General features: G+C 33.8%; 17 protein-coding genes. 15 read left to right on the forward strand and 2 right to left on the reverse strand.

What is annotated here, in order from left to right:
* Positions 1-235 precede the first annotated feature (235 nt).
* A complete protein-coding gene (locus VB776_RS03210) occupies positions 236-1,114 on the reverse strand; it encodes a ChaN family lipoprotein (protein WP_323325962.1) in 879 nt (292 codons plus the stop codon).
* A 147-nt stretch (positions 1,115-1,261) separates the two neighbouring features.
* Between VB776_RS03210 and VB776_RS03215 the strand changes: the two genes are divergently transcribed.
* The 15 genes from VB776_RS03215 to VB776_RS03285 all read left to right on the forward strand — a co-directional run bounded on the left by VB776_RS03215 (position 1,262) and on the right by VB776_RS03285 (position 16,645).
* Complete coding sequence (locus VB776_RS03215; RefSeq protein WP_323325964.1) at positions 1,262-2,353, forward strand: Gfo/Idh/MocA family protein; 1,092 nt, start codon at positions 1,262-1,264, stop codon at positions 2,351-2,353.
* Between the two features lie 180 nt (positions 2,354-2,533).
* Positions 2,534-3,010, forward strand: coding sequence for a nuclear transport factor 2 family protein (locus VB776_RS03220; RefSeq protein ID WP_323325966.1), 477 nt, complete (start codon positions 2,534-2,536; stop codon positions 3,008-3,010).
* Between the two features lies 1 nt (position 3,011).
* Entirely contained in the window at positions 3,012-3,467 is a 456-nt protein-coding gene (locus tag VB776_RS03225) for a DinB family protein (RefSeq protein ID WP_323325968.1), read from the forward strand.
* Positions 3,468-3,895: 428 nt separating this feature from the next.
* A complete protein-coding gene (locus tag VB776_RS03230; protein ID WP_323325970.1) occupies positions 3,896-5,101 on the forward strand; it encodes a PAS domain S-box protein in 1,206 nt (401 codons plus the stop codon).
* A 174-nt stretch (positions 5,102-5,275) separates the two neighbouring features.
* Complete coding sequence (locus VB776_RS03235) at positions 5,276-6,397, forward strand: hypothetical protein (RefSeq protein ID WP_323325972.1); 1,122 nt, start codon at positions 5,276-5,278, stop codon at positions 6,395-6,397.
* A gap of 181 nt (positions 6,398-6,578) precedes the next feature.
* A complete protein-coding gene (locus VB776_RS03240) occupies positions 6,579-7,925 on the forward strand; it encodes a M20/M25/M40 family metallo-hydrolase (RefSeq protein ID WP_323325974.1) in 1,347 nt (448 codons plus the stop codon).
* Between the two features lie 169 nt (positions 7,926-8,094).
* Positions 8,095-9,060, forward strand: coding sequence for a YheT family hydrolase (locus VB776_RS03245; protein ID WP_323325976.1), 966 nt, complete (start codon positions 8,095-8,097; stop codon positions 9,058-9,060).
* Between the two features lie 14 nt (positions 9,061-9,074).
* Positions 9,075-9,377 (forward strand): hypothetical protein, encoded by a 303-nt coding sequence (locus tag VB776_RS03250; RefSeq protein WP_323325978.1) that lies wholly within the window; start codon positions 9,075-9,077, stop codon positions 9,375-9,377.
* On the forward strand, positions 9,374-9,736 hold the full coding sequence (locus VB776_RS03255; RefSeq protein ID WP_323325980.1) for a toxin-antitoxin system TumE family protein: 363 nt from the start codon (positions 9,374-9,376) through the stop codon (positions 9,734-9,736). Before VB776_RS03250 ends, VB776_RS03255 begins: the two co-directional genes overlap by 4 nt.
* Positions 9,737-9,929: 193 nt before the next feature.
* A complete protein-coding gene (gene serA / locus VB776_RS03260; RefSeq protein ID WP_323325982.1) occupies positions 9,930-11,840 on the forward strand; it encodes a phosphoglycerate dehydrogenase in 1,911 nt (636 codons plus the stop codon).
* Between the two features lie 67 nt (positions 11,841-11,907).
* A complete protein-coding gene (locus tag VB776_RS03265) occupies positions 11,908-12,942 on the forward strand; it encodes an AAA family ATPase (protein WP_323325984.1) in 1,035 nt (344 codons plus the stop codon).
* Positions 12,936-13,589: a DUF4276 family protein gene (locus tag VB776_RS03270; protein ID WP_323325986.1), complete on the forward strand. Its 654-nt coding sequence runs from the start codon at positions 12,936-12,938 to the stop codon at positions 13,587-13,589. The genes VB776_RS03265 and VB776_RS03270 overlap by 7 nt, the downstream gene beginning before the upstream one ends.
* Positions 13,582-14,661 (forward strand): aminotransferase class V-fold PLP-dependent enzyme, encoded by a 1,080-nt coding sequence (locus VB776_RS03275; protein ID WP_323325988.1) that lies wholly within the window; start codon positions 13,582-13,584, stop codon positions 14,659-14,661. Before VB776_RS03270 ends, VB776_RS03275 begins: the two co-directional genes overlap by 8 nt.
* Before the next feature lie 154 nt (positions 14,662-14,815).
* A complete protein-coding gene (locus VB776_RS03280; RefSeq protein ID WP_323325990.1) occupies positions 14,816-15,820 on the forward strand; it encodes a Gfo/Idh/MocA family protein in 1,005 nt (334 codons plus the stop codon).
* 195 nt (positions 15,821-16,015) lie between these two features.
* Complete coding sequence (locus tag VB776_RS03285) at positions 16,016-16,645, forward strand: DUF3137 domain-containing protein (RefSeq protein WP_323325993.1); 630 nt, start codon at positions 16,016-16,018, stop codon at positions 16,643-16,645.
* 333 nt (positions 16,646-16,978) lie between these two features.
* On the opposite strand, the gene VB776_RS03290 is transcribed toward VB776_RS03285, so the two are convergent.
* The gene (locus VB776_RS03290; protein ID WP_323325995.1) at positions 16,979-19,144 is read right to left on the reverse strand and encodes an FUSC family protein; all 2,166 of its coding nucleotides are present in this window, start codon (positions 19,142-19,144) and stop codon (positions 16,979-16,981) included.
* Positions 19,145-19,200 lie beyond the last annotated feature (56 nt).

A 19,200-nucleotide genomic window follows, 5' to 3' on the forward strand; every position in this document is an offset into this window, starting at 1 on the left:
GATTGATTTTGAACTGAAATCCGAAATTAAGTCATCCTTTCTTAAAATTTTGTAGCGGCAACTCTTGCAGTTGCCATACTTGAAACGGTAACTGCAAGAGTTACCGCTACATTTTAGGTTAGTTCTAAATCTTCTGCCATACTTAAAACGGTAACTGCAAGAGTTACCACTACATTTTAGATTAGTTTTAAATCTTCATTTAGCACTAATTCATAATTCAAAACTCATAATTAACTCAGTAGCTTTTCGTCATATCATCAGGAATCACAAAAATAAAATCTGCTGAGTTTTTTACTTTTTCGCTTGGGTTTTCAATATCACTGGCTTCTACGGTATTAATGGTCATAATTTTCAAAGCTGGATTTTTTCTTTTCAAATGCCAAACGATGCCTTCAAAATTATTGGAATGATAGCTTCCATTATAATGTAAAAAACACTGTTCTTGTTGCCAATTCTTTAAAATAAAATTCGCCATCGTAGCATCTTTAATGATTTGTGCTTTGGTGATATTCTCTGCCGAAATACTTGTACCTCCACTTCCGTGCATGCTACCCATTTTCATCATTTCTGCGTAAGCGGGTAAAGTTAGGTCAACGTCAATCGGTAGCGGAGCAATGTTCTTTTTTGCATCTTCTGATAGTTGATTCAGTGCCTCTAAACCTCCTTTTGACACCATACTTGCATAGCGACGAGGAATATTAGTTGCCACAAAATTCAATTTATTTTTCAAGGCAAAATCCAATAAAGGCTTATAATCTGTTTGATAATTTTGCCATACTTTTGCTTCGGTTTCCAATTGTTTGGCGGTGATGAAACCCTTTAAATACTCGTTTAAAACGGTTTGATTATCGGCTTCAAACATTTCTGCCCCCAATACTAATTTTTCTTTTTTCTCTTTATACAAGTCTTTCGTAACCTGTAATTCAAGCCAATGATTTAAAGAATTATCATGTAATTCACCAAAGAAAACAATATCTGCTTCGGCTAATTCTTTCAGCATTTTTTGATAAGACGTTTCTTTTAGATTTTTGTTATACAACAAATAAGCTGGTTTGTCGGACGACAAAGCACAGGTAAAGAGCATCAAAATTATGGCAGATAAATACGTTTTCATAATGGTTTTTGTTGGATGAATGTAAGAATAAAATGAAGTCGATACCTTAAAATTAAGTAAATTCATTGGAATTCTGACGGCTGAAATCCGACAGCCGAAAACTAAATATGTTGAATTATAATAAAACCTTTTAATTGTTGATTAACTATGAAAAACACAAGAAGAGATTTTCTAAAAACTTTTGCGGCTACTTCGCTCACGGTTCCCATGCTTTCATCTTTACAAGCGAATGCCGCTTTTGCTCCCGAGAAAAAACTGGGCGTTGCTTTGGTTGGTTTGGGCTATTATGCCACTTATCAATTAGCACCAGCTTTAGAGAAAACCGCCAATTGTCACTTAGTGGGAATCGTCACTGGTACGCCTTCAAAAGCTGAAACGTGGAAGAAAAAGTATAATCTTCAAGATAAAAATATCTACAATTATCAAAATTTTGACCAAATTGCCAACAATCCAGACATTGATGTGGTGTATGTAGTTTTACCAAACTCAATGCACCATGAATTTACTTTGCGTGCAGCCAAAGCTGGAAAGCATGTCATTTGTGAAAAACCGATGGCTGTTTCGGTAAAAGAAGCCGAAGAAATGATTGCCGCTTGCAAAGCTGCCAATGTGCAATTGGCCATTGGCTATCGTTTGCATTACGAACCATTCACCAACGAAGTAATGCGTTTGGCAAAAGATAAAGACTTTGGAAAAGTTACTTTTGTAGAAGCAAGTTTTGGTTTTCCTTTGCGTGACCCAAAAGCTTGGCGATTGAATCCAAAACTTTCGGGCGGAGGACCGATGATGGATGTGGGAATTTATGCACTGAATGCAGCTCGTTATGCCACTGGCGAAGAACCTATTTCGGTAACGGCTCAAACAGTAAAAACTCGTCCAGATATTTACTTGCCGGGCATAGAAGAAACACTTTTCTGGCAAATGAAATTTCCGAGCGGAGCAGTTTCAAATCATACTACTACTTACAACAGCGGTTTGCAACGCTTGTATGTGGGTTATGAAAATGGGAATTTAGAAATGTCGCCCGCTTATGATTATGGTCCATTGAAAGGAAAAACATCAAAAGGAGAAATGAATCTACCAATTGTTTATCATCAAGTACTTGAATTAGACGGTATTTGTGATTGCATTATTAACAAAAAACCAAACATCACGCCGGGTGAAGAAGGTTTAAAAGATATGAAACTGATTGAAGCCATCTTTAAAGCGGCTAAAACAGGGAAGGAAGTAAAAGTATAGCTTTGGGGATTTCGGTCATCGGATTTTGGATTTGAAATTTGGGATTTCGGATTTAAGATTGCAGTAATCTGTCATCTGATTCTAAATTTGAAGATTTCCATTATCAGTAATCCGATGACTGAAATCTGAAAGCCGAAATCCCAAATCCGAAGACCGAAAGCCGAAAGCAAGTATAAAACCATGAACACAAACGAAAAATTAATCCATATTTTTTATGAAGCTTTTAAGGTAAAAGACTTCAAAACGATGGGAGATTGTTATCATCCTGATGCTACTTTTAAAGACGAAGCTTTTGAGTTGAAAGGCAAAGAAATTCCTGCCATGTGGCGAATGCTTTGTGGAGTAGGAGCTAGTACTATCGTAGAATATTCAGGAGTAGAAGCCGACGAAAGTACTGGGAAAGCTCATTGGGAAGCTTGGTACACTTTTTCACAATCAGGCAATAAAGTTCATAACATTATTGATGCGAAGTTTACTTTTAAAGATGGTAAAATCTTGACGCATCGTGATACTTTTAATTTCTATCGCTGGTCTTCACAATCATTGGGGTTAATGGGGAAACTTTTAGGTTGGACACCTTTCTTAAAAAATAAAGTGAAAGAAAGAGCAATGGGAAACCTTCGTAAATTCATTTCAAAACATCCAGAATATCAATAAAATGGAAGAAATTGTCGCCCAATTAAGCAATAGGATTAGTACGGTTGAACAATACTTTTCTGAGCGTTCTGAGGCTGATTTATCAGCAAAAGCAAGTCCAGAAAAATGGTCTAAAAAAGAAGTATTAGGGCATTTGATTGATTCCGCTCAAAGCAATATTCGTAGAATGGTGGTTGGGCAATATCAAGAAAATGCTCATATCATTTACCGACAAAACGAATGGGTAAAAGCGGCAGATTATCAACATTATGACACGAAAGATTTAATACAAATGTGGGTATTGTTGAACAAACATTTTTGTAGAATATTATTGAATTTACCCAAAGAAAATTATCAAACCATCACCAATTGGGGTAACGAAACCACGCCAATGTTGGGGCAAGATTTGGTGACGCTTGAATTTGTAGCCAAAGATTATGTTCGTCATCTCGACCATCATTTAAAACAAATCTTTTGAGTTTTCAATAGATTTACTGCTGATAATTCAAGTAGTATCAGCAGTAAATCTAGCAAATTATGTTTTCTTCCCTCAGACTATCATTTAGCTTCTCAAATTGCTTCCCTTCTTTTACAAATTATTCCTTTATGTAATCTTTTCTTAGGTTAATTTTTTATGGGTTTTACTCAATAAATATTTAATGTCTGTAACGATTTTTTTATTAAATGACCATTTAATAAAAACTTTTAAGAAATAGAATCAAGTCAGTAAGTTTTATGCTATTTTTTTTAGATATTGTAGCGTTAAGTATTATTTATAGTTGAAAAAAAAGGTTGATTGGAGAACTTTACTGTCTAAAGTTTTGATTCTTTTTGTCAATTAGAAGAAATTATAAATGATTTTTAGCTACCTGAAAGCCTAACACATAAGCGTTTATAATTGAATTCATGAAATATAAACTTAAAAATAAATACGTTGTAGGAGTATTGTTAGCTGTTTTGGTGTTGACAGTCAATCAACTATTTATTCAATTTTGGTTAAATAAAAAGCATGAAAGCATAAAAATAATCAAACTGTCAGTTCAACAAATCGTATTAAGCCAACAATTAAACCTAGAATTTATAAAATTACTGAACGCAGAATTAGCCCATGAACAACTAGAGAAAACATATAAAGATTGGGAAACAATACATTTTTCATTACTGAATGGGAATAAGTCTTTAGGGATTAATCCCATCGAAAATGAGCAAGCAAGGCTTATTCTATTGGGGCTTTCTGAAAAAATTGACTTTATTAGACAGCATCTGAAAACTAAATTGAAAATTGATTTAACGAGTCTTCGAGTAATCAGCCAGAATCAAACAGATTTTCTGAATCAAATGAATCAAGTTCTGAAAACGCTTGAAGATGAAGTAGAGAAAGAACAGCAGTTTGTCATTATCATAGAGATCCTGTTAGCTTTTCTCTCTGTTTTTATCATTGCTGCCAAAGTAATTTATGTTTATCAGCCCATCGAAAAAGAACTCCTCAAAACGATTGATGAACTTGAAAGTTCAGAAAGTAAATTATTAGCCATTCTGGATAGTTCAACTGATACCAATATTTTCATTAGTCCAGACCTTAAAATTGTCAATTTCAATAAATCTGCTGAAGAAGATATTTTGAAATACCATCACAAACAACTGAAAGTAGGAGAGGATTTTAAACCTTTTATCCTACCAAGTACTCAAGAATATTTTTACCACTCTTTTAATGATGCACTCGAAGGGAAAATTACCATCAAGGAAACAGCATTGTCTCTCAATGACCAAATGATTTGGTTTAAATTCAGGTTTTTTCCGGTATATGATACACATTCAAAAATTATTGGTGTTACTTTCAATGCCACTAATATTGATGAAATGAGAAAAGCTGAAATTAAAAGCAGTGAACAAGTAACACTTCTCAAAAAAATTGCATGGGAACAATCTCATTTAGTGAGAGGTCCGCTCGCTAATATTTTAGGCTTTAGCAAAATGTTATTAGATAAGGACTATCAAATAACAGAAGATGAACGCAATGCCTTTTTGGAACAAATAGGCGAAGAAGCCAACCGTCTTGATGTCATTATCAAAGACATTGTGCGAGAAGCTTACTACGTTTACAAAAAATAATTCATCAATTTTGATTGACTAATAACAGAAAAAAACGTCTCCTCTTCCAACCTTTCCCCAAAGATTATCGTCTATAGTTGAAATTACCTTGTTCTCTCCAGAACAAGAAGCGATTATTTTTCAACCAATGGATTACTTTTAAATGTTTATCCTCTTAATCTTTCAAAATCTATCATGAAGAAGTTTTCATTTCTATTAATGGCAATTTTAGCATTTGCCCTGATTTTTAGTTCCTGTCAAAAAAACGAGCTAGACGCTCTTACAAAACCAGAAGACAATTCCAATCCGAATACAAATGTTCCATCCGACAGTGTTTTTGCGGTAAGTATCAACGTGAAAATGGAAGTTGGAAGCATCGTTTACGATAATACTTCGACCAATATCACGGTTATTTCTTGGGATAAAAACAATGTTGCTCACGAAAAAGAAATAAGTATTAACGCAAGCAACAACAAAGTGTATTTGGTAAAAACACATCAGAAATTCCAGTTTAAATTTCAGAAATGGGGAATTACTGAACAATTGACTTTTACAAAAGAGCAAATCAAAGAAGGAGATGTGATTAATTTTGGTGGAAAAAGTAACCAAAAACAATTAAGTGCTGAAGAAAGCTTTATGGAAGCTGGTGGAGTAACAAGACCTTATTCTAAAGTTAATTATTTGTATAACGAAAACGGCTTGGTGAAACAAATAGACTATTTTCAAGCAGAAAACTCGACAAATATCTTGAAGTTTTCTTTCAAAATGGTTTATAGTTATGAGGCAGGTTTGCTCAATAAAGTAGAATACTTTGATGCTGAAAACAAATCGTTTGGGACTTCAATACTTACTTATAATGCTAATGGAAAAGTAGCAACAATCAAAGAAACAAAATACGGGCAAACCGTTAATGCTACTTTTAAATACGCAATAATAAACGATGTAGAAAATATCATTGCCGAATATTCTTTCGATAATGGCAATAAAATGGATTATACTATCAAGTATAAAAATGGGAATATTATTGAAGACATCGCAACGGGTACTTCTGGCGAAGAAAGTGGGAAGTATGAATACGACTCAAATATCAACCCTTATGCACAAATGAATTTATATAGTTTGTTTTTGACGAATCTCTCAAAAAACAATAACATTAAGCAAGACAAAGTATTTTCGGGAAGTATTCCATCCAACATTGCTTATAAATTTGAATACAAGTACGATGCCAACGGCTATCCGACAGAGTTTGAAAAAAGCTTTAGAACTTATACTAATAATACGCATTTGTTCAAGATTAAAACGCTTTATAAATATTAGTAAAATTCATCATTTCAGAAGCCTTCGCCACAAGCGGAGGCTTTTTTTATGGGCTTAACGTATCAGTTTTGAGCCAAAAAAGTCATCTTCTCAGCGAAAACTCTTTCTGAGAATAGATTTTTGTCGAGCATAATTTGTAACTTCAAACTTCATCGAACACTAAAATCAAATTTTCATCAATATGAAAAAGGCTACTTTTATTTTATTAACACTCATTAGTTTTCAAGTCTCCGCTCAGAAAATTATTCAGCGTGATCCCATCATCGAACAATTGGTTTCTGAAGTAAATGCTGATAGTTTAAAATCGCACATCAATAAATTAGTAAGTTTTGGTACTCGTCACACGCTAAGTACAACAACTGAACCTAAAAGAGGAATTGGTGCGGCTAGAAATTGGGTTTTGAGTCGTTTTCAAGAATTTGCCAAACAATCCGAAGGTAGAATGACAGCCAAAATTGATTCTTGGATATTGAAACCAGATGGAAAACGAGTTGACAAAGACCAAGATATGGGCAATGTTATGGGTATTTTGAAAGGTACTGACCCAAATGATGATAGAATATTTTTAGTTTCTGGACATATTGACAGCCGAGTATCGAATGTGATGAATAGAGAATCGGATGCACCTGGAGCAAATGATGATGGTTCAGGAACAGCCACAGTCATTGAATTGGCAAGAGTAATGGCTAAAGCCAAATTTTCTGCAACCATTATTTTCTTGGTAGTAAGTGGTGAAGAACAAGGGCTTTTGGGTGCTGATTATTTAGCACAAAAAGCTTTAGATGAAAAATGGAATATCGAAGCCATTATGAATAATGATATTGTGGGTTCAAATAATAGTCATGATACTCGTATCATTGATAATACTCGTGTTAGAATCTTTAGTGAAGGTTTACCCGCTTTTGAATTGGATAAAAAAGCAGGGAGTATTCGTAGTTTAGGACAAGAAAACGACGGGAAAGCTCGTCAGTTGGCTCGATATGCCAAAGAAGTTGGCGAACGCTATGTTGATAATCTGGAAGTTGTGATGGTGTATCGAAATGATAGATTTTTGCGTGGAGGCGACCATACTCCATTTGTAAATCGTGGTTTTGCAGCTGTAAGAGTAACCGAAATGAACGAGAATTTTGAACATCAACATCAAGATTTACGCACTGAAAAAGGAATTAAATATGGAGATTTTCCTGAATTTATGGATTTTGAATACTTGAGAAAAAATACTGCCATGAATTTAGCAACACTTTCAAATTTAGCTAAAGCACCAGCAACAGTTCAGAATTTAACGATTGACACTAAAAACTTAACAAATTCAACAACGCTTTTCTGGCAAACGCCTAAATCTGGTAAAGTAAAAGGTTATTATGTGTTGATTCGTGAAACGTATCAGCCTTTCTGGCAAAAGAAAATCTTTACGACTAAAAATGGAATCAATTTACCTTATTCTAAAGACCATTACTTTTTTGCAGTTCAGGCAGTAGGTGAAGATGGTAACGAGAGTTTGCCAGTATTGCCAAAGGTTGGAATGTAAATTTTGCTCAGAGAACAAAACAAGAATCTCCTCTTTCAAAATTATTTAAAATTTTGGAAAAGGAGATTCTTGTTTTTTATAATTATTCCATGAATAAATATTTATTTTAGCTATTATTGTTAAACCTTTCAAAGATTCAATGTAATTTCAATGGATAATTTTGAAATTTATGCCAATTATTAAACACGCTGATTATCAAGCTCCTTTTTGGCTACCGAATGGTCATTCTCAGACTATTTTTCCTTCAGTTTTTCGTAAAATTAAAACTGTAAACTATCTGCGTGAAAGAATTATTACTCCCGACAACGATTTCTTGGATTTGGATTGGGCAAAAGCTAATCCTGAAATAGATAAGGATAATAAAAAACTTGTCATTTTATCACATGGTTTAGAAGGCGATTCGTCAAGACAATATATGATGGGAATGGTGCAAATTTTTACCAAAAATGGTTTTGATTGCTTGGCTTGGAATTTCAGAAGTTGTTCAGGAGAATTGAACAGAACTACTAGATTTTATCATAGTGGTGCTACAGACGACCTTGATTTAGTTGTAAAACATGCTATTTCAAAAGATTATCAACAAATATATTTAGTTGGTTTTAGTTTAGGAGGAAATCTTACCTTGAAATATTTAGGCGAACAATCAGAAAAACTGTCTTCAAAAATCAAAAAAGCAGTTACATTTTCTGTACCTTTGCACCTCTCAAGCAGTAGTCAGACAATCGGATGGCTTTACACCAAACGATTTAATGATTCCTTGAAAAAGAAAATTCTGGCGAAAGCAAAGCTTTTTCCAGAGCAAATACAAACTTCAAACATCTCGAAAATCAAGACTTTAAAGGATTTCGATGATTGTTACACTTCACAACTACATGGTTTCCAAGACGCAGAAGACTATTACGAACGTAATAGTTCCTTATACTTCTTGGACAAAGTCCAGATTCCAACATTAATTATTAATGCTCAGAATGACCCTTTTTTATCAAAGGCATGTTTCCCTTTTGAGAAAGTAAATTCTTTAGAAAAAGTATTTTTCCAGGCTCCTGAAAATGGTGGACATTGTGGATTTTACCAAAATGATTACGAAGGAGTTTTATGGTCTGAAAAAAGAGCTTTAGAGTGGGTTATGAGTTAAAAAACAAGAAAACAATGGCAACACAAACAGGATTTGAGACATTAAGTCAAACCGTTCAAGGTTGGGGGTATGCCAGCGTTGACGTATTTGCAAAAGAACAGGCAAAAAATATTTTGCAACAAAAAATAGCCTATTACCAAAGTAGAATAGATTTTTTTGAACAAAAATATGCCTTGAATTTCGTTGATTTTTGTGATAATTTTTCCTCCATAAAAAATCATAGTATTACAGAAAAAGAAGATGATAGTATAATTTGGGAAACCTCACTGGATGTTATTGAAGCTTATAAAAGAGACTTAGTCGCTTTGAGTTTATGAATGAAATTTTATTAACAATCAGTAGTTTTGACGATATTATTGAAGAAATACAGATTCTTACTCAACGCCAAGACAACCGAATAATGGAGTTTAGAGTAAGACTAAAAATGGCTGATACTTCTATTTTAGAAATCACAGAGATTTTTGTATTTGACCTCAATAAACGGAAATATTCCTTTCAATGGATGAATGAAAACTACGAGTTAAAAATTCGTTGGGACAATGCCCCTCATCATCGACAATTTCCCACTTTCCCACATCATAAACACGTAGAGAATGAAGAAAACGTACAAGAGTCAGAAGAGCCAACATTAACAGAAGTATTGAAATTAATAAGAAAGGCTACAATGGTAGAATAAACAAGTTTCATTTATTATGCTCTGCTTCTCACGTTTAATAGATATTTGTTCACTGCGAAATTAGAAACAACTCAAACAAAACAGCAAAAAATAAGATAATTAATAATTTAGAAATCAGATGAAAATGCCAATAATAATTTAAAACAGATGAATATTGGTTTAGGAATCTCTTCTAAAAATTTCAAAAAAATAAATGTTAACTAACAAATCTCAAAAAATAAATTACGTCATTGATTTTGACAGTACCTTCACAAAAGTTGAAGGATTAGACGAATTAGCTGCAATTGCGTTGACTGGTCATAAAGACCAAGAGAAAATTGTAGGAGAAATCAAAGCGATTACCGATAAAGGAATGGCTGGAGAAATCGGTTTCGCAGAATCCTTGAAAGCTAGAGTAGATCTTTTGCCCGCAAATAGCGACCACGTAGCTACTTTGATTGAATTTTTGAAAGGGAAAATCTCTAATTCATTTCTTAGAAACGAAACTTTCATTCGTGAAAATGCTGCAAATATTTACATTGTTTCATCTGGTTTCAAAGATTTTATCGTTCCTGTAGCTACTCAAATCGGTATTTTAGCTGAAAATGTATATGCTAATACTTTCACTTACGATGCTGAAGGAAATATTACGGGTTATGATACTACGAATTTGTTGTCGCAAGATAAAGGTAAAGTAAAGTTGTTAGAAGATTTGAAATTTGAAGGCGAAGTTTATGCCATCGGCGATGGCTACACCGACTACGAAATGCGTGAAGCTGGTTTGGCATCTAAATTTTTCGCTTTCACAGAAAACGTAGAACGCCAAAAAGTAACTGATAAAGCGGATGAAGTGGTGGCATCTTTTGATGAATTTTTATACATCAATGGCTTGACTCGTTCTCAGTCATATCCAAAATCTAAAATCAAAGTACTTTTATTAGAAAACGTTCACCCGAAAGCTGTTGAGGCTTTCAAATTAGAAGGTTTTCAAGTAGAATTATTAAAAGGTGCTTTGGATGAAGATGAGTTAATCGAGAAAATTAAAGGCGTTTCAATTTTAGGTTTACGTTCTAAAACAAACTTAACTAAAAGAGTATTAGAACACCCAAATGCTAGCCGTTTGATGACGGTAGGTGCGTTCTGTATTGGAACAAACCAAATTAATTTGGATGAATGCGAACGTCGTGGTATCGCCGTTTTCAATGCTCCATATTCAAATACTCGTTCAGTTGTTGAAATGGCAATTGGCGAAATGATTATCCTTACTCGTGATTTATTGACAAAATCAAATAAAATGCACGAAGGTGTTTGGGATAAATCGGCTAAAAACTCTTACGAAATCAGAGGTAAAAAATTAGGTTTGGTAGGTTATGGAAGTATTGGTACTCAACTTTCTGTCATTGCAGAAGCGATGGGTATGCAAGTGTATTTCTATGATGCAGTTGATAAATTAGCTTTGGGAAATGCTAAAAAATGTAAGACTTTAGAAGAGCTTTTAAATATTTCAGATTTTATTTCAATGCACGTAGATGGTCGTAAAACCAATGCGAATATCATCGGCGAGAAAGAATTTGAAATGATGAAAGATAATGTGATTTTCATTAATCTTTCTCGTGGACATGTAGTTGAAATTCCTGCTTTAGTAAATGCCTTGAAATCTGGAAAAGTTTGGGGAGCTGCTGTGGATGTATTCCCTTATGAACCAAAAACTAACGACGAAGCATTTATTAATGAATTGCGTGGTTTACCAAGAGTCATTTTGACGCCACACGTGGGAGGTTCAACCGAAGAAGCTCAAGCAAATATCGGTGAATTTGTACCAAGTAAATTATTGCAATTCATGAACAACGGAAGTACTTACGGTTCTGTAAACTTCCCAGAATTGCAATTACCAGCTTTAGAAAACGCACACCGTTTATTGCATATTCACCAAAACGTACCGGGAATTTTGGCGAAAATCAATAACATTTTTGCCAAATACAACGTTAATATTCAAGGACAATATTTGAAAACTACAACCGAAATTGGTTATGTAATTACAGATATTTCGAAAGAATATGCCGACGAAATCATCCAAGAATTAAAAGGAATTGATAATACGATTAAGTTTAGAATGTTGTATTAAGATTCTGAAAACAGCTTATATTTGTGCCACGGAAGTGGCACAAATTATTTATACCCATCAATAAAGCATGATTAAGAAAATAACGATTCAAAATTTCTTTAGCTTTGGCACTGAACAAACCATCGAATTGAATGCTGATACCAATGTTCTTGTAGGAATCAACGGAACAGGAAAATCAAATTTCATTAAGGTGCTACGTTTGTTGAAGGCTTATTTGACTGCAGGTGAATTTGAAAAGTTATTTCTGCAAAAATGGGGGGGCTTTTCTGGGGCTTGTAATTTTATACATCCCGATGCTTCTACAATTCACTTACGTTATGAATTTGATATAAATGTTGTCAAGAACTTAATTAACGATTTCGTTGAAAATGATTTCCATATTGATTTTATGATCAAAAAAATTGGAAGCTCTTATGACGTAATTATAAGTGATAACGCTATCGAATTTACTGAGGAAATATTGCAAAAAATAGAAATCTATGATTATTTCGATACGTCTTTTGAAAGCTCAATTCGTCAATTATCGCCTTATTATTCGGAAGAAAACCTTTTAAGTGACGGCAAAAATCTGACAGCTTTATTAAGCTATTTGAACGGAAATTCAGTAAAAGCTTTTGATAAACTTGTAGAAGAGTTTAAAAAGATAAATCCTAATTTTAGAGAACTTGTTTTTACTACCCCAATTGCTGGAAAAAGCTTACTTTCGTTAAAAGAGAAAAATTTAGACAGAGCCATTACTATTGAACATATTTCGGATGGAACTTTGAGATATTTGCTGTTGCTTTCAATCTTTTATAATCCGAAAAGAGGAACTGTGGTTTGTCTTGATGAACCCGAAATGGGTTTACACCCAGATATGATTAATGGCATTGCCAGAGGTATTAAGTATGCAGCAGAAAACGGTACACAAATGATTATTGCTACACATTCGCCTTTATTATTAAATGCTTTTGAATTAGAAGATTTGATGATTTTTGAGAAAAATGAAGCAAATGAAACGATTGTAAAAAAGGTTTCAGAAGAAGATTTTCCAGAATGGGAAGGAGAGTTTTTAGCTGGACAAATGTGGTTAAGAGGTCAAATTGGAGGAAAACGATGGTAGAGGTAAGTATTTTATTAGAAGGTGGCGTTCATCCTAATAGTAATGCCAATGCTGATACATTTGATAATAGTGAAAAACTCCGAGAGAGTTTTCATCAATTATTATCTACTGGTTTAGACAATACTGATAACATAAGCATTGAAATTGATACAAAAGCTTCTTATACCAGTGTTTTAAAAGCAATCAAATCTGAAAAAAAAGTAAACACAAATACTTTAGCTCTTTTGGATTTGGATGGAGAAGAAAGCCAAAGAGATACACGAATCAAACAATATGAACTTGAAGAGTACAAGGAGTCTGTATTTTTTATGATTCAAGCGATGGAAGGATGGATACTTTCTCAACCAGAGGCTATTGAGCGTACTTTTCAGCAATATGAAAGAATCATTGAAAGTCCAATGTCTGAGTTTTCGTTAATTCAAGACATAAAACCCGAAAGTATCGAAAAGCCAGATAAAGTACTAAATTCACTTTTACAGGAATTTTTTCAATATGAAAAAGGAAGAAAGATAAAAAAAGTAAAATACGGAAAATTGAAAAACTCTTATCTTTTGATAGAGCAACTTGATATTAATGAGTTAAGAAGGCAATTTGCTGATGTCAATAATTTACTGAACAAGATTAAAGATTTAACCATACATGCGTAAAACATACTTCACCCCCGGCCCAGCCGAATTATTCCCTACTGTAGAACAACATTATAAAGATGCTTTTGAGCTTCAATTGGGCTCAATCTCACATCGTTCTGCTCAGTTTCGTAGTATTTATCAACATACAGTTGAGCAATTGCGTATTTTGATGGATATTCCTGAGTCAAACGGAATTTTCTTTACAGGTTCAGCTACTGAAATTTGGGAACGTATTATCCAAAATACCGTCGAACACGAAAGCTTTCACTTGGTCAATGGCTCGTTTTCAAAGAAGTTTTTCGATTTCTCTAAAGAACTGAACAAGTACGCTCATAAGTACGAAAAACCTTTTGGCGAAGGTTTTGATTATGCAGAAATCACTGTTCCTGAATATGCAGAATTAATTTGTACTACTGCTAACGAAACTTCTTCGGGTGTACAAATGCGTCCTGCTGAGATTCATAAATTAAAACGTGCCAATAAAGATAAATTTTTGGCGGTTGACATGGTTTCTTCTGCTCCGTATCCAGATTTAGATTTCAATACAATTGATACTGCTTTCTTTTCTGTACAAAAGTCATTCGGAATGCCAGCAGGTTTAGGTTGTTGGATTGCTAATCCAGCAATGTTGGAAAAAGCGAACCGTATGAAAACACATGAAAATCAAATCGGTACTTATCATAATTTGCCTTCTTTATTCAAAAATTTCGAGAAATTCGAAACGCCAGAAACACCAAACGTGATGGCAATTTATGTGTTAGGTAAAGTAGCCGAAGACATGAATAAAATCGGTATCGAAACCATCAGAAAAGAGACTGAAAAGAAAGCTAAATTACTCTATGGCTTTGCTGAAAAATCTGATTATTTAGAGATTTTCGTTAAAAATCCAGACCATCGCTCACAAACAGTTGTGGTAGTAAATGTTGTTGGAAGGTCAGCCGCAGATATTATTAAGCAAGTACAAGCCGAAGCTAATTTTATATTGGGTTCAGGTTATGGCGACTTTAAAGCTTCTCAACTACGCATTGCCAATTTCGCAGCAGTGAATGTTGAGCAAGTAGAAGCCTTGATTGAAGTCATGAAAAAATAAATAGTTATTGCCTTAAAGTCTTTGAATGATTAAAATTCAAAGACTTTATTTTTTGTTATCCAATACGATATTAGCGAAGGATTTATCTTTTAATGCTAACATTACCTTTCCAAGCAAAATCATAATCAATCAAACCTTTTAATACTATTATTCAATGGATTCAGTTGCTCAGAATTATACTTTTCGTTGGGGAATTATCGGTTGTGGAAAAATAGCCGAGAAATTTGCGGATGATTTAGTCACTTATGTTCCTAATGCTACTTTGCACGCTGTTGCTTCTCGTGATTTAGACAAAGCCAAAGCTTTTGGAGCAAAATACAATACTCCTCATGCTTTTGGTAGTTATGAAGAAATGCTAAAAAGTGGTTTAATTGATGTGGTTTATATCGCTACGCCTCATGCACAACATCATGAAAATACTTTAATGTGTTTGGAAGCGGGAATACCTGTTTTGTGTGAAAAAGCTTTTGCCATCAATACACAAATGGTTCAGGAAATGATTACAAAATCTCAAGAAAAAAATCTTTTCTTGATGGAAGCTATCTGGTCAAGATTTCATCCTGCCATCAATCAAGTTGAAGAGATTATTAAAGCGGGTACAATTGGTGAAATCAAGCATATTGTAGCAGATTTTGGTTTCTTGGCACATTATGATGAAAATGCTCGTCTGTTTAATCCAGCACTTACGGGTGGCTCTTTATACGATATTGGTATTTATCCTTTATTTATCACCAAGTTGCTATTGGGCAAACCTTCGGAAGTAAAGGCAGTGGCTACTTTTGCACCAACGGGTGTTGATATGAATTGTTCGGTAGCTTTAGCTTTTCCGAATGGTGCTACGGCTTCTTTATTTTCAACTTTAGCGGCTGAAACAGATACTACTTGTACGATTTATGGTACTAAGGGAAAGATTTTTATTTCTGGTCGTTTCCATGAAACCTTTAGCTTTACATTGAAATTAGCGGGCGAAGCACCACAAGTATTTCAAACAGAAAGAAATGGCTATGGATACAGTTATGAAGCCATTGATGTACAACGTTGTTTAACAGAAGGAAGAATTGAAAATGATAGACTTCCTTTACAATTTAGTTTAGAATTGATGGAATTGATGTGCGAAATCAGAAGTCAGATAGGATTGAAATATCCACAGGAAGCTTAATAGTTATGAGTTTTTAATTATGAGTTATGAATGTTGTATTTAAAATACTAAAATACAACAGACTTTCTTTCCAAACAGAACTGCGTTTATTTTAGAGAGACTACAGAGGCAAGATTTATCATATTTATGAGAAAAACTTCGTGAAAAATGTTCATTTTCACGAAGTTTTTTCATTTCCACCAAATACAACATAAAATGGGATTATTAAGAAATATTTTCGGACCAAGTAAGGAAGAAATCTGGGTACAATTAGAACAAGAAATCAATGCACAATTTATCATGAAAAAGAGTTTTCTGGTAGATGATTCTAAGGTAGTACTGGAACATAAAAATTGGACAATCGTACTGGATGTCTTTCATCGTTCTACAGGTAAAAGCACGATACCTTATACCAGAATGCGTTGTGCTTATGTAAACAAAGATGATTTTAGGTTTGAGATTTTCAAGGAAGGCTTTTTTGCAACAATCGGGAAATACTTTGGCATGGAAGATATTGAAATAGAAGATAAAATCTTTGACGATACTTTTGTGCTAAAAAGTAAGAATCCTGATAAAATAAAAGCATTGTTCAAGGATGAAGCCATCAAAAATGATTTTCTGGCATTGTCTAGTTTATCTCAATTTCAAGTAAAAGTTAAAGATGATGAAGGTTATTTTGGACAACATTTCCCTGAAGGCGTTGATGAATTATATTTAGAAGTAGTGGGTATCATCAAAGATTTAGCACAATTAAAAATACTGTTCAAGCTCTTTGCCGAAATCATGGATAGACTCTGCGAAATTGGTTCAGCTTATGAAACTCGCCATGAAATTGATTTGAAATAGCAATTTACCTTCATTAAACCTCTACAAGCTTAAATGAAGATTAGCTATCTGTTTTTTGCAATTTTTCACCCTTGAAAAAAATATTTGTAAGGTAGAAAAAAACATTTTCACCCTTGAAAAAAATATTTGTAAGGTAGAAAAAAACATTTTCACCCTTGAAAAAAATATTTGTAGGATAGAAAAAAACATTTTCACCCCTGAAAAATTATTTTGTAGGGTAGATAAAAATATTTTTACCCTTGAAAATATTTTTATTAAAGGGTTTTAGGAAAGAAAAAGGGGATGCTTAAACTCATGAAGGAGTAAGGCATTTTGTCAACAGGAGATAATGACTTAAACCTTAATCTTCTCTGAAATTTTGTAAATATCAAAGGCTACTTTTTGAAGATCGATGAATTGTTCGGCGATGAGAAGAGCGTCGTCATCTTCTTTAAAAACATGTTTAAGTGGAAGTATTTTTAAATCATTTTCCGCAACATTCTCATCTTTAATTAAGGTCATCATGGCTTCATTCAAAAGCTTTTCGCTGTTGGAAGCAATTTCTTTCAAACCTTCAATCGCAGGAATTTCTTCTCTGTGTTCCATAACATACAATGCCAATGTTGCTACATAAGAAGACATCAAATGATTTAATACCGAAAACTTGTGGATTTCTTTGATGCTGAGCTGTTTGCTTTTAGGTTCAGAGAACATTCTTTGGAATGCCGAAGCTAAATTGGCACTGCGAACATATACTTCTTTACGGATAATTTTATAGGGAATCTTATCATATTGTTGTCCGAAATAATAAGTTGAAACTTGGTGATAGTATGCCAAATTTACTTCTATCATTTCAACCAAAACTGTTTTGAGTTTTTGATGTTCCCAACTTGGTAGAAAAACGTGACTGGCAATAAAAGCGATACTTCCACCGATAATGGTATCATATACTCTTTCTATAAAAATGGCTCTACTTCCCATTCCTAAAAAATCATAGAGTATCAAAATAAAGGGCGTCATAAACAATACGCTGACTACATAATTTTTTCTTTGGAAACTGTAAGCACCCAACATACAAATCAATAAAATAGCAAAAAGAGCTTTACCGTCTTCAACCCAAGAGAGAATACTCATGCCGACGATTGCCCCGATAATTGTTCCAATCAAACGGTGATAATTTCTTTCTTTTGTCAAACTAAAAGCGGGTTTCATGATTACCATGATGGTCAACAAAATCCAGTTACTATGTAAGAAATTATAAGATTGAGCAATGATAAAACCTATCAACATCACAACCGATACTCTGATGGCATGACGAAAAATCTCTGACTTTAAGGCAAGATTCTCTCTGAATAAACTGAATTCATATTCTTCATGAGAGATAAAGTAAGCAGATTGTGTTTGACTTTTAGTCAATTTTCTAGCTTTTCTATCTTTAAAATGTCCGTTGATTTTTTTGATTCTATGAAAGATATTCTCAACATTTACTTCAATATTCTTCAAAGCTTGTACGCCACTTTCTTTGAAATTAGTACCGTATTCTCCTCTTTCTAAGGCTTCAATTTCAAGTTTTAAATCTCTAATCTCACGAGGTAATCTTAACGAAAGTTGAGGTTTAGTATCTGCCTTCAACGCATAGCCAACTTCTTCAAGCTGGTCGGATAATTGCAATAAAACTGTTTCAAACTGTTTTAAAATTCCTATTTCATCAAATTGTTTATGTAAAGTCTGGTAACTATAAAAAGTTGACATGATTTGTTCGAACAAATCCATCACATCTACAAAAACGATGACTAAGAAACGTCCTTGTTGTGTTGATTCACGGACAATTTCCCTACTTTTAAAGAGTAAATCACGAACGGCATTTTGTTTTTCATTGACCAATACTTGGCATTCTAGCAGTTTTTTATAGTTTTTATCGTAATCCATTCCTTCTTTATAAAACCCCGCTTTGATTCGCATGAAATGAGCAACTTCAATCACACAATCGCCCAAAGACTGTTGTGCTAAACGATAAGGCATGATTTCATACAAAGAAATACTGAGGGCAGAATACCATAAACCACCCGCAATGATATAAAGTGTATAGAGTAAAATTTCGGAAAAAGAGCGAATATCACCAATTCCTAAAGTCATTACCAATAAAGCTGCCGTGCCGATTGAAGCAATACGGTTGCCATACACGTAAAGCATTGAAAACAGAAAACTGAAGACAAGAATTAAAATGCCAAGAAGATAAACAGACGCATTGGCAAAGCCAGTTAACAAAGAAACGATAGAAACAACTAAGGTTGTAACCAACATCGCATTACGACGATGGGTAATTGGTCCGGGCGTATCGGGAATACTAGCACATAAAGCACCCAAAGAAACCGTAATGCCTATTTGTAATAAACCAAACTGAGATAAAATTAAACTGGGTACTAATGCACCAAAAGTAATCCTGAGTCCATCACCGAAGTAAGAACTCAAGACAAAATTCTTGATTTCGTTGGTCGTTTGTTGTGTTTTTGAAATCATGTTTTTTACTTAATGAGTGATTTAGTAAGTTATGAATGATTGAAATAATTTTAATC

Origin of the sequence: Arcicella gelida (genome assembly GCF_034931025.1) — a bacterium.
GTDB classification, from domain to species: domain Bacteria; phylum Bacteroidota; class Bacteroidia; order Cytophagales; family Spirosomataceae; genus Arcicella; species Arcicella gelida.

Bases quoted from the DNA above. Each gene is read 5' to 3' on its own strand.
- VB776_RS03220 (WP_323325966.1), top strand. From the start codon at position 2,534: ATGAACACAAACGAAAAATTAATCCATATTTTTTATGAAGCTTTTAAG.
- VB776_RS03235 (WP_323325972.1), top strand. From the start codon at position 5,276: ATGAAGAAGTTTTCATTTCTATTAATGGCAATTTTAGCATTTGCCCTG.
- VB776_RS03265 (WP_323325984.1), top strand. From the start codon at position 11,908: ATGATTAAGAAAATAACGATTCAAAATTTCTTTAGCTTTGGCACTGAA.
- VB776_RS03280 (WP_323325990.1), top strand. From the start codon at position 14,816: ATGGATTCAGTTGCTCAGAATTATACTTTTCGTTGGGGAATTATCGGT.
- VB776_RS03225 (WP_323325968.1), top strand. From the start codon at position 3,012: ATGGAAGAAATTGTCGCCCAATTAAGCAATAGGATTAGTACGGTTGAA.
- VB776_RS03230 (WP_323325970.1), top strand. From the start codon at position 3,896: ATGAAATATAAACTTAAAAATAAATACGTTGTAGGAGTATTGTTAGCT.
- VB776_RS03210 (WP_323325962.1), bottom strand. From the start codon at position 1,114: ATGAAAACGTATTTATCTGCCATAATTTTGATGCTCTTTACCTGTGCT.
- VB776_RS03215 (WP_323325964.1), top strand. From the start codon at position 1,262: ATGAAAAACACAAGAAGAGATTTTCTAAAAACTTTTGCGGCTACTTCG.
- VB776_RS03285 (WP_323325993.1), top strand. From the start codon at position 16,016: ATGGGATTATTAAGAAATATTTTCGGACCAAGTAAGGAAGAAATCTGG.
- VB776_RS03255 (WP_323325980.1), top strand. From the start codon at position 9,374: ATGAATGAAATTTTATTAACAATCAGTAGTTTTGACGATATTATTGAA.
- VB776_RS03245 (WP_323325976.1), top strand. From the start codon at position 8,095: ATGCCAATTATTAAACACGCTGATTATCAAGCTCCTTTTTGGCTACCG.
- serA (WP_323325982.1), top strand. From the start codon at position 9,930: ATGTTAACTAACAAATCTCAAAAAATAAATTACGTCATTGATTTTGAC.
- VB776_RS03275 (WP_323325988.1), top strand. From the start codon at position 13,582: ATGCGTAAAACATACTTCACCCCCGGCCCAGCCGAATTATTCCCTACT.
- VB776_RS03250 (WP_323325978.1), top strand. From the start codon at position 9,075: ATGGCAACACAAACAGGATTTGAGACATTAAGTCAAACCGTTCAAGGT.
- VB776_RS03270 (WP_323325986.1), top strand. From the start codon at position 12,936: ATGGTAGAGGTAAGTATTTTATTAGAAGGTGGCGTTCATCCTAATAGT.
- VB776_RS03240 (WP_323325974.1), top strand. From the start codon at position 6,579: ATGAAAAAGGCTACTTTTATTTTATTAACACTCATTAGTTTTCAAGTC.
- VB776_RS03290 (WP_323325995.1), bottom strand. From the start codon at position 19,144: ATGATTTCAAAAACACAACAAACGACCAACGAAATCAAGAATTTTGTC.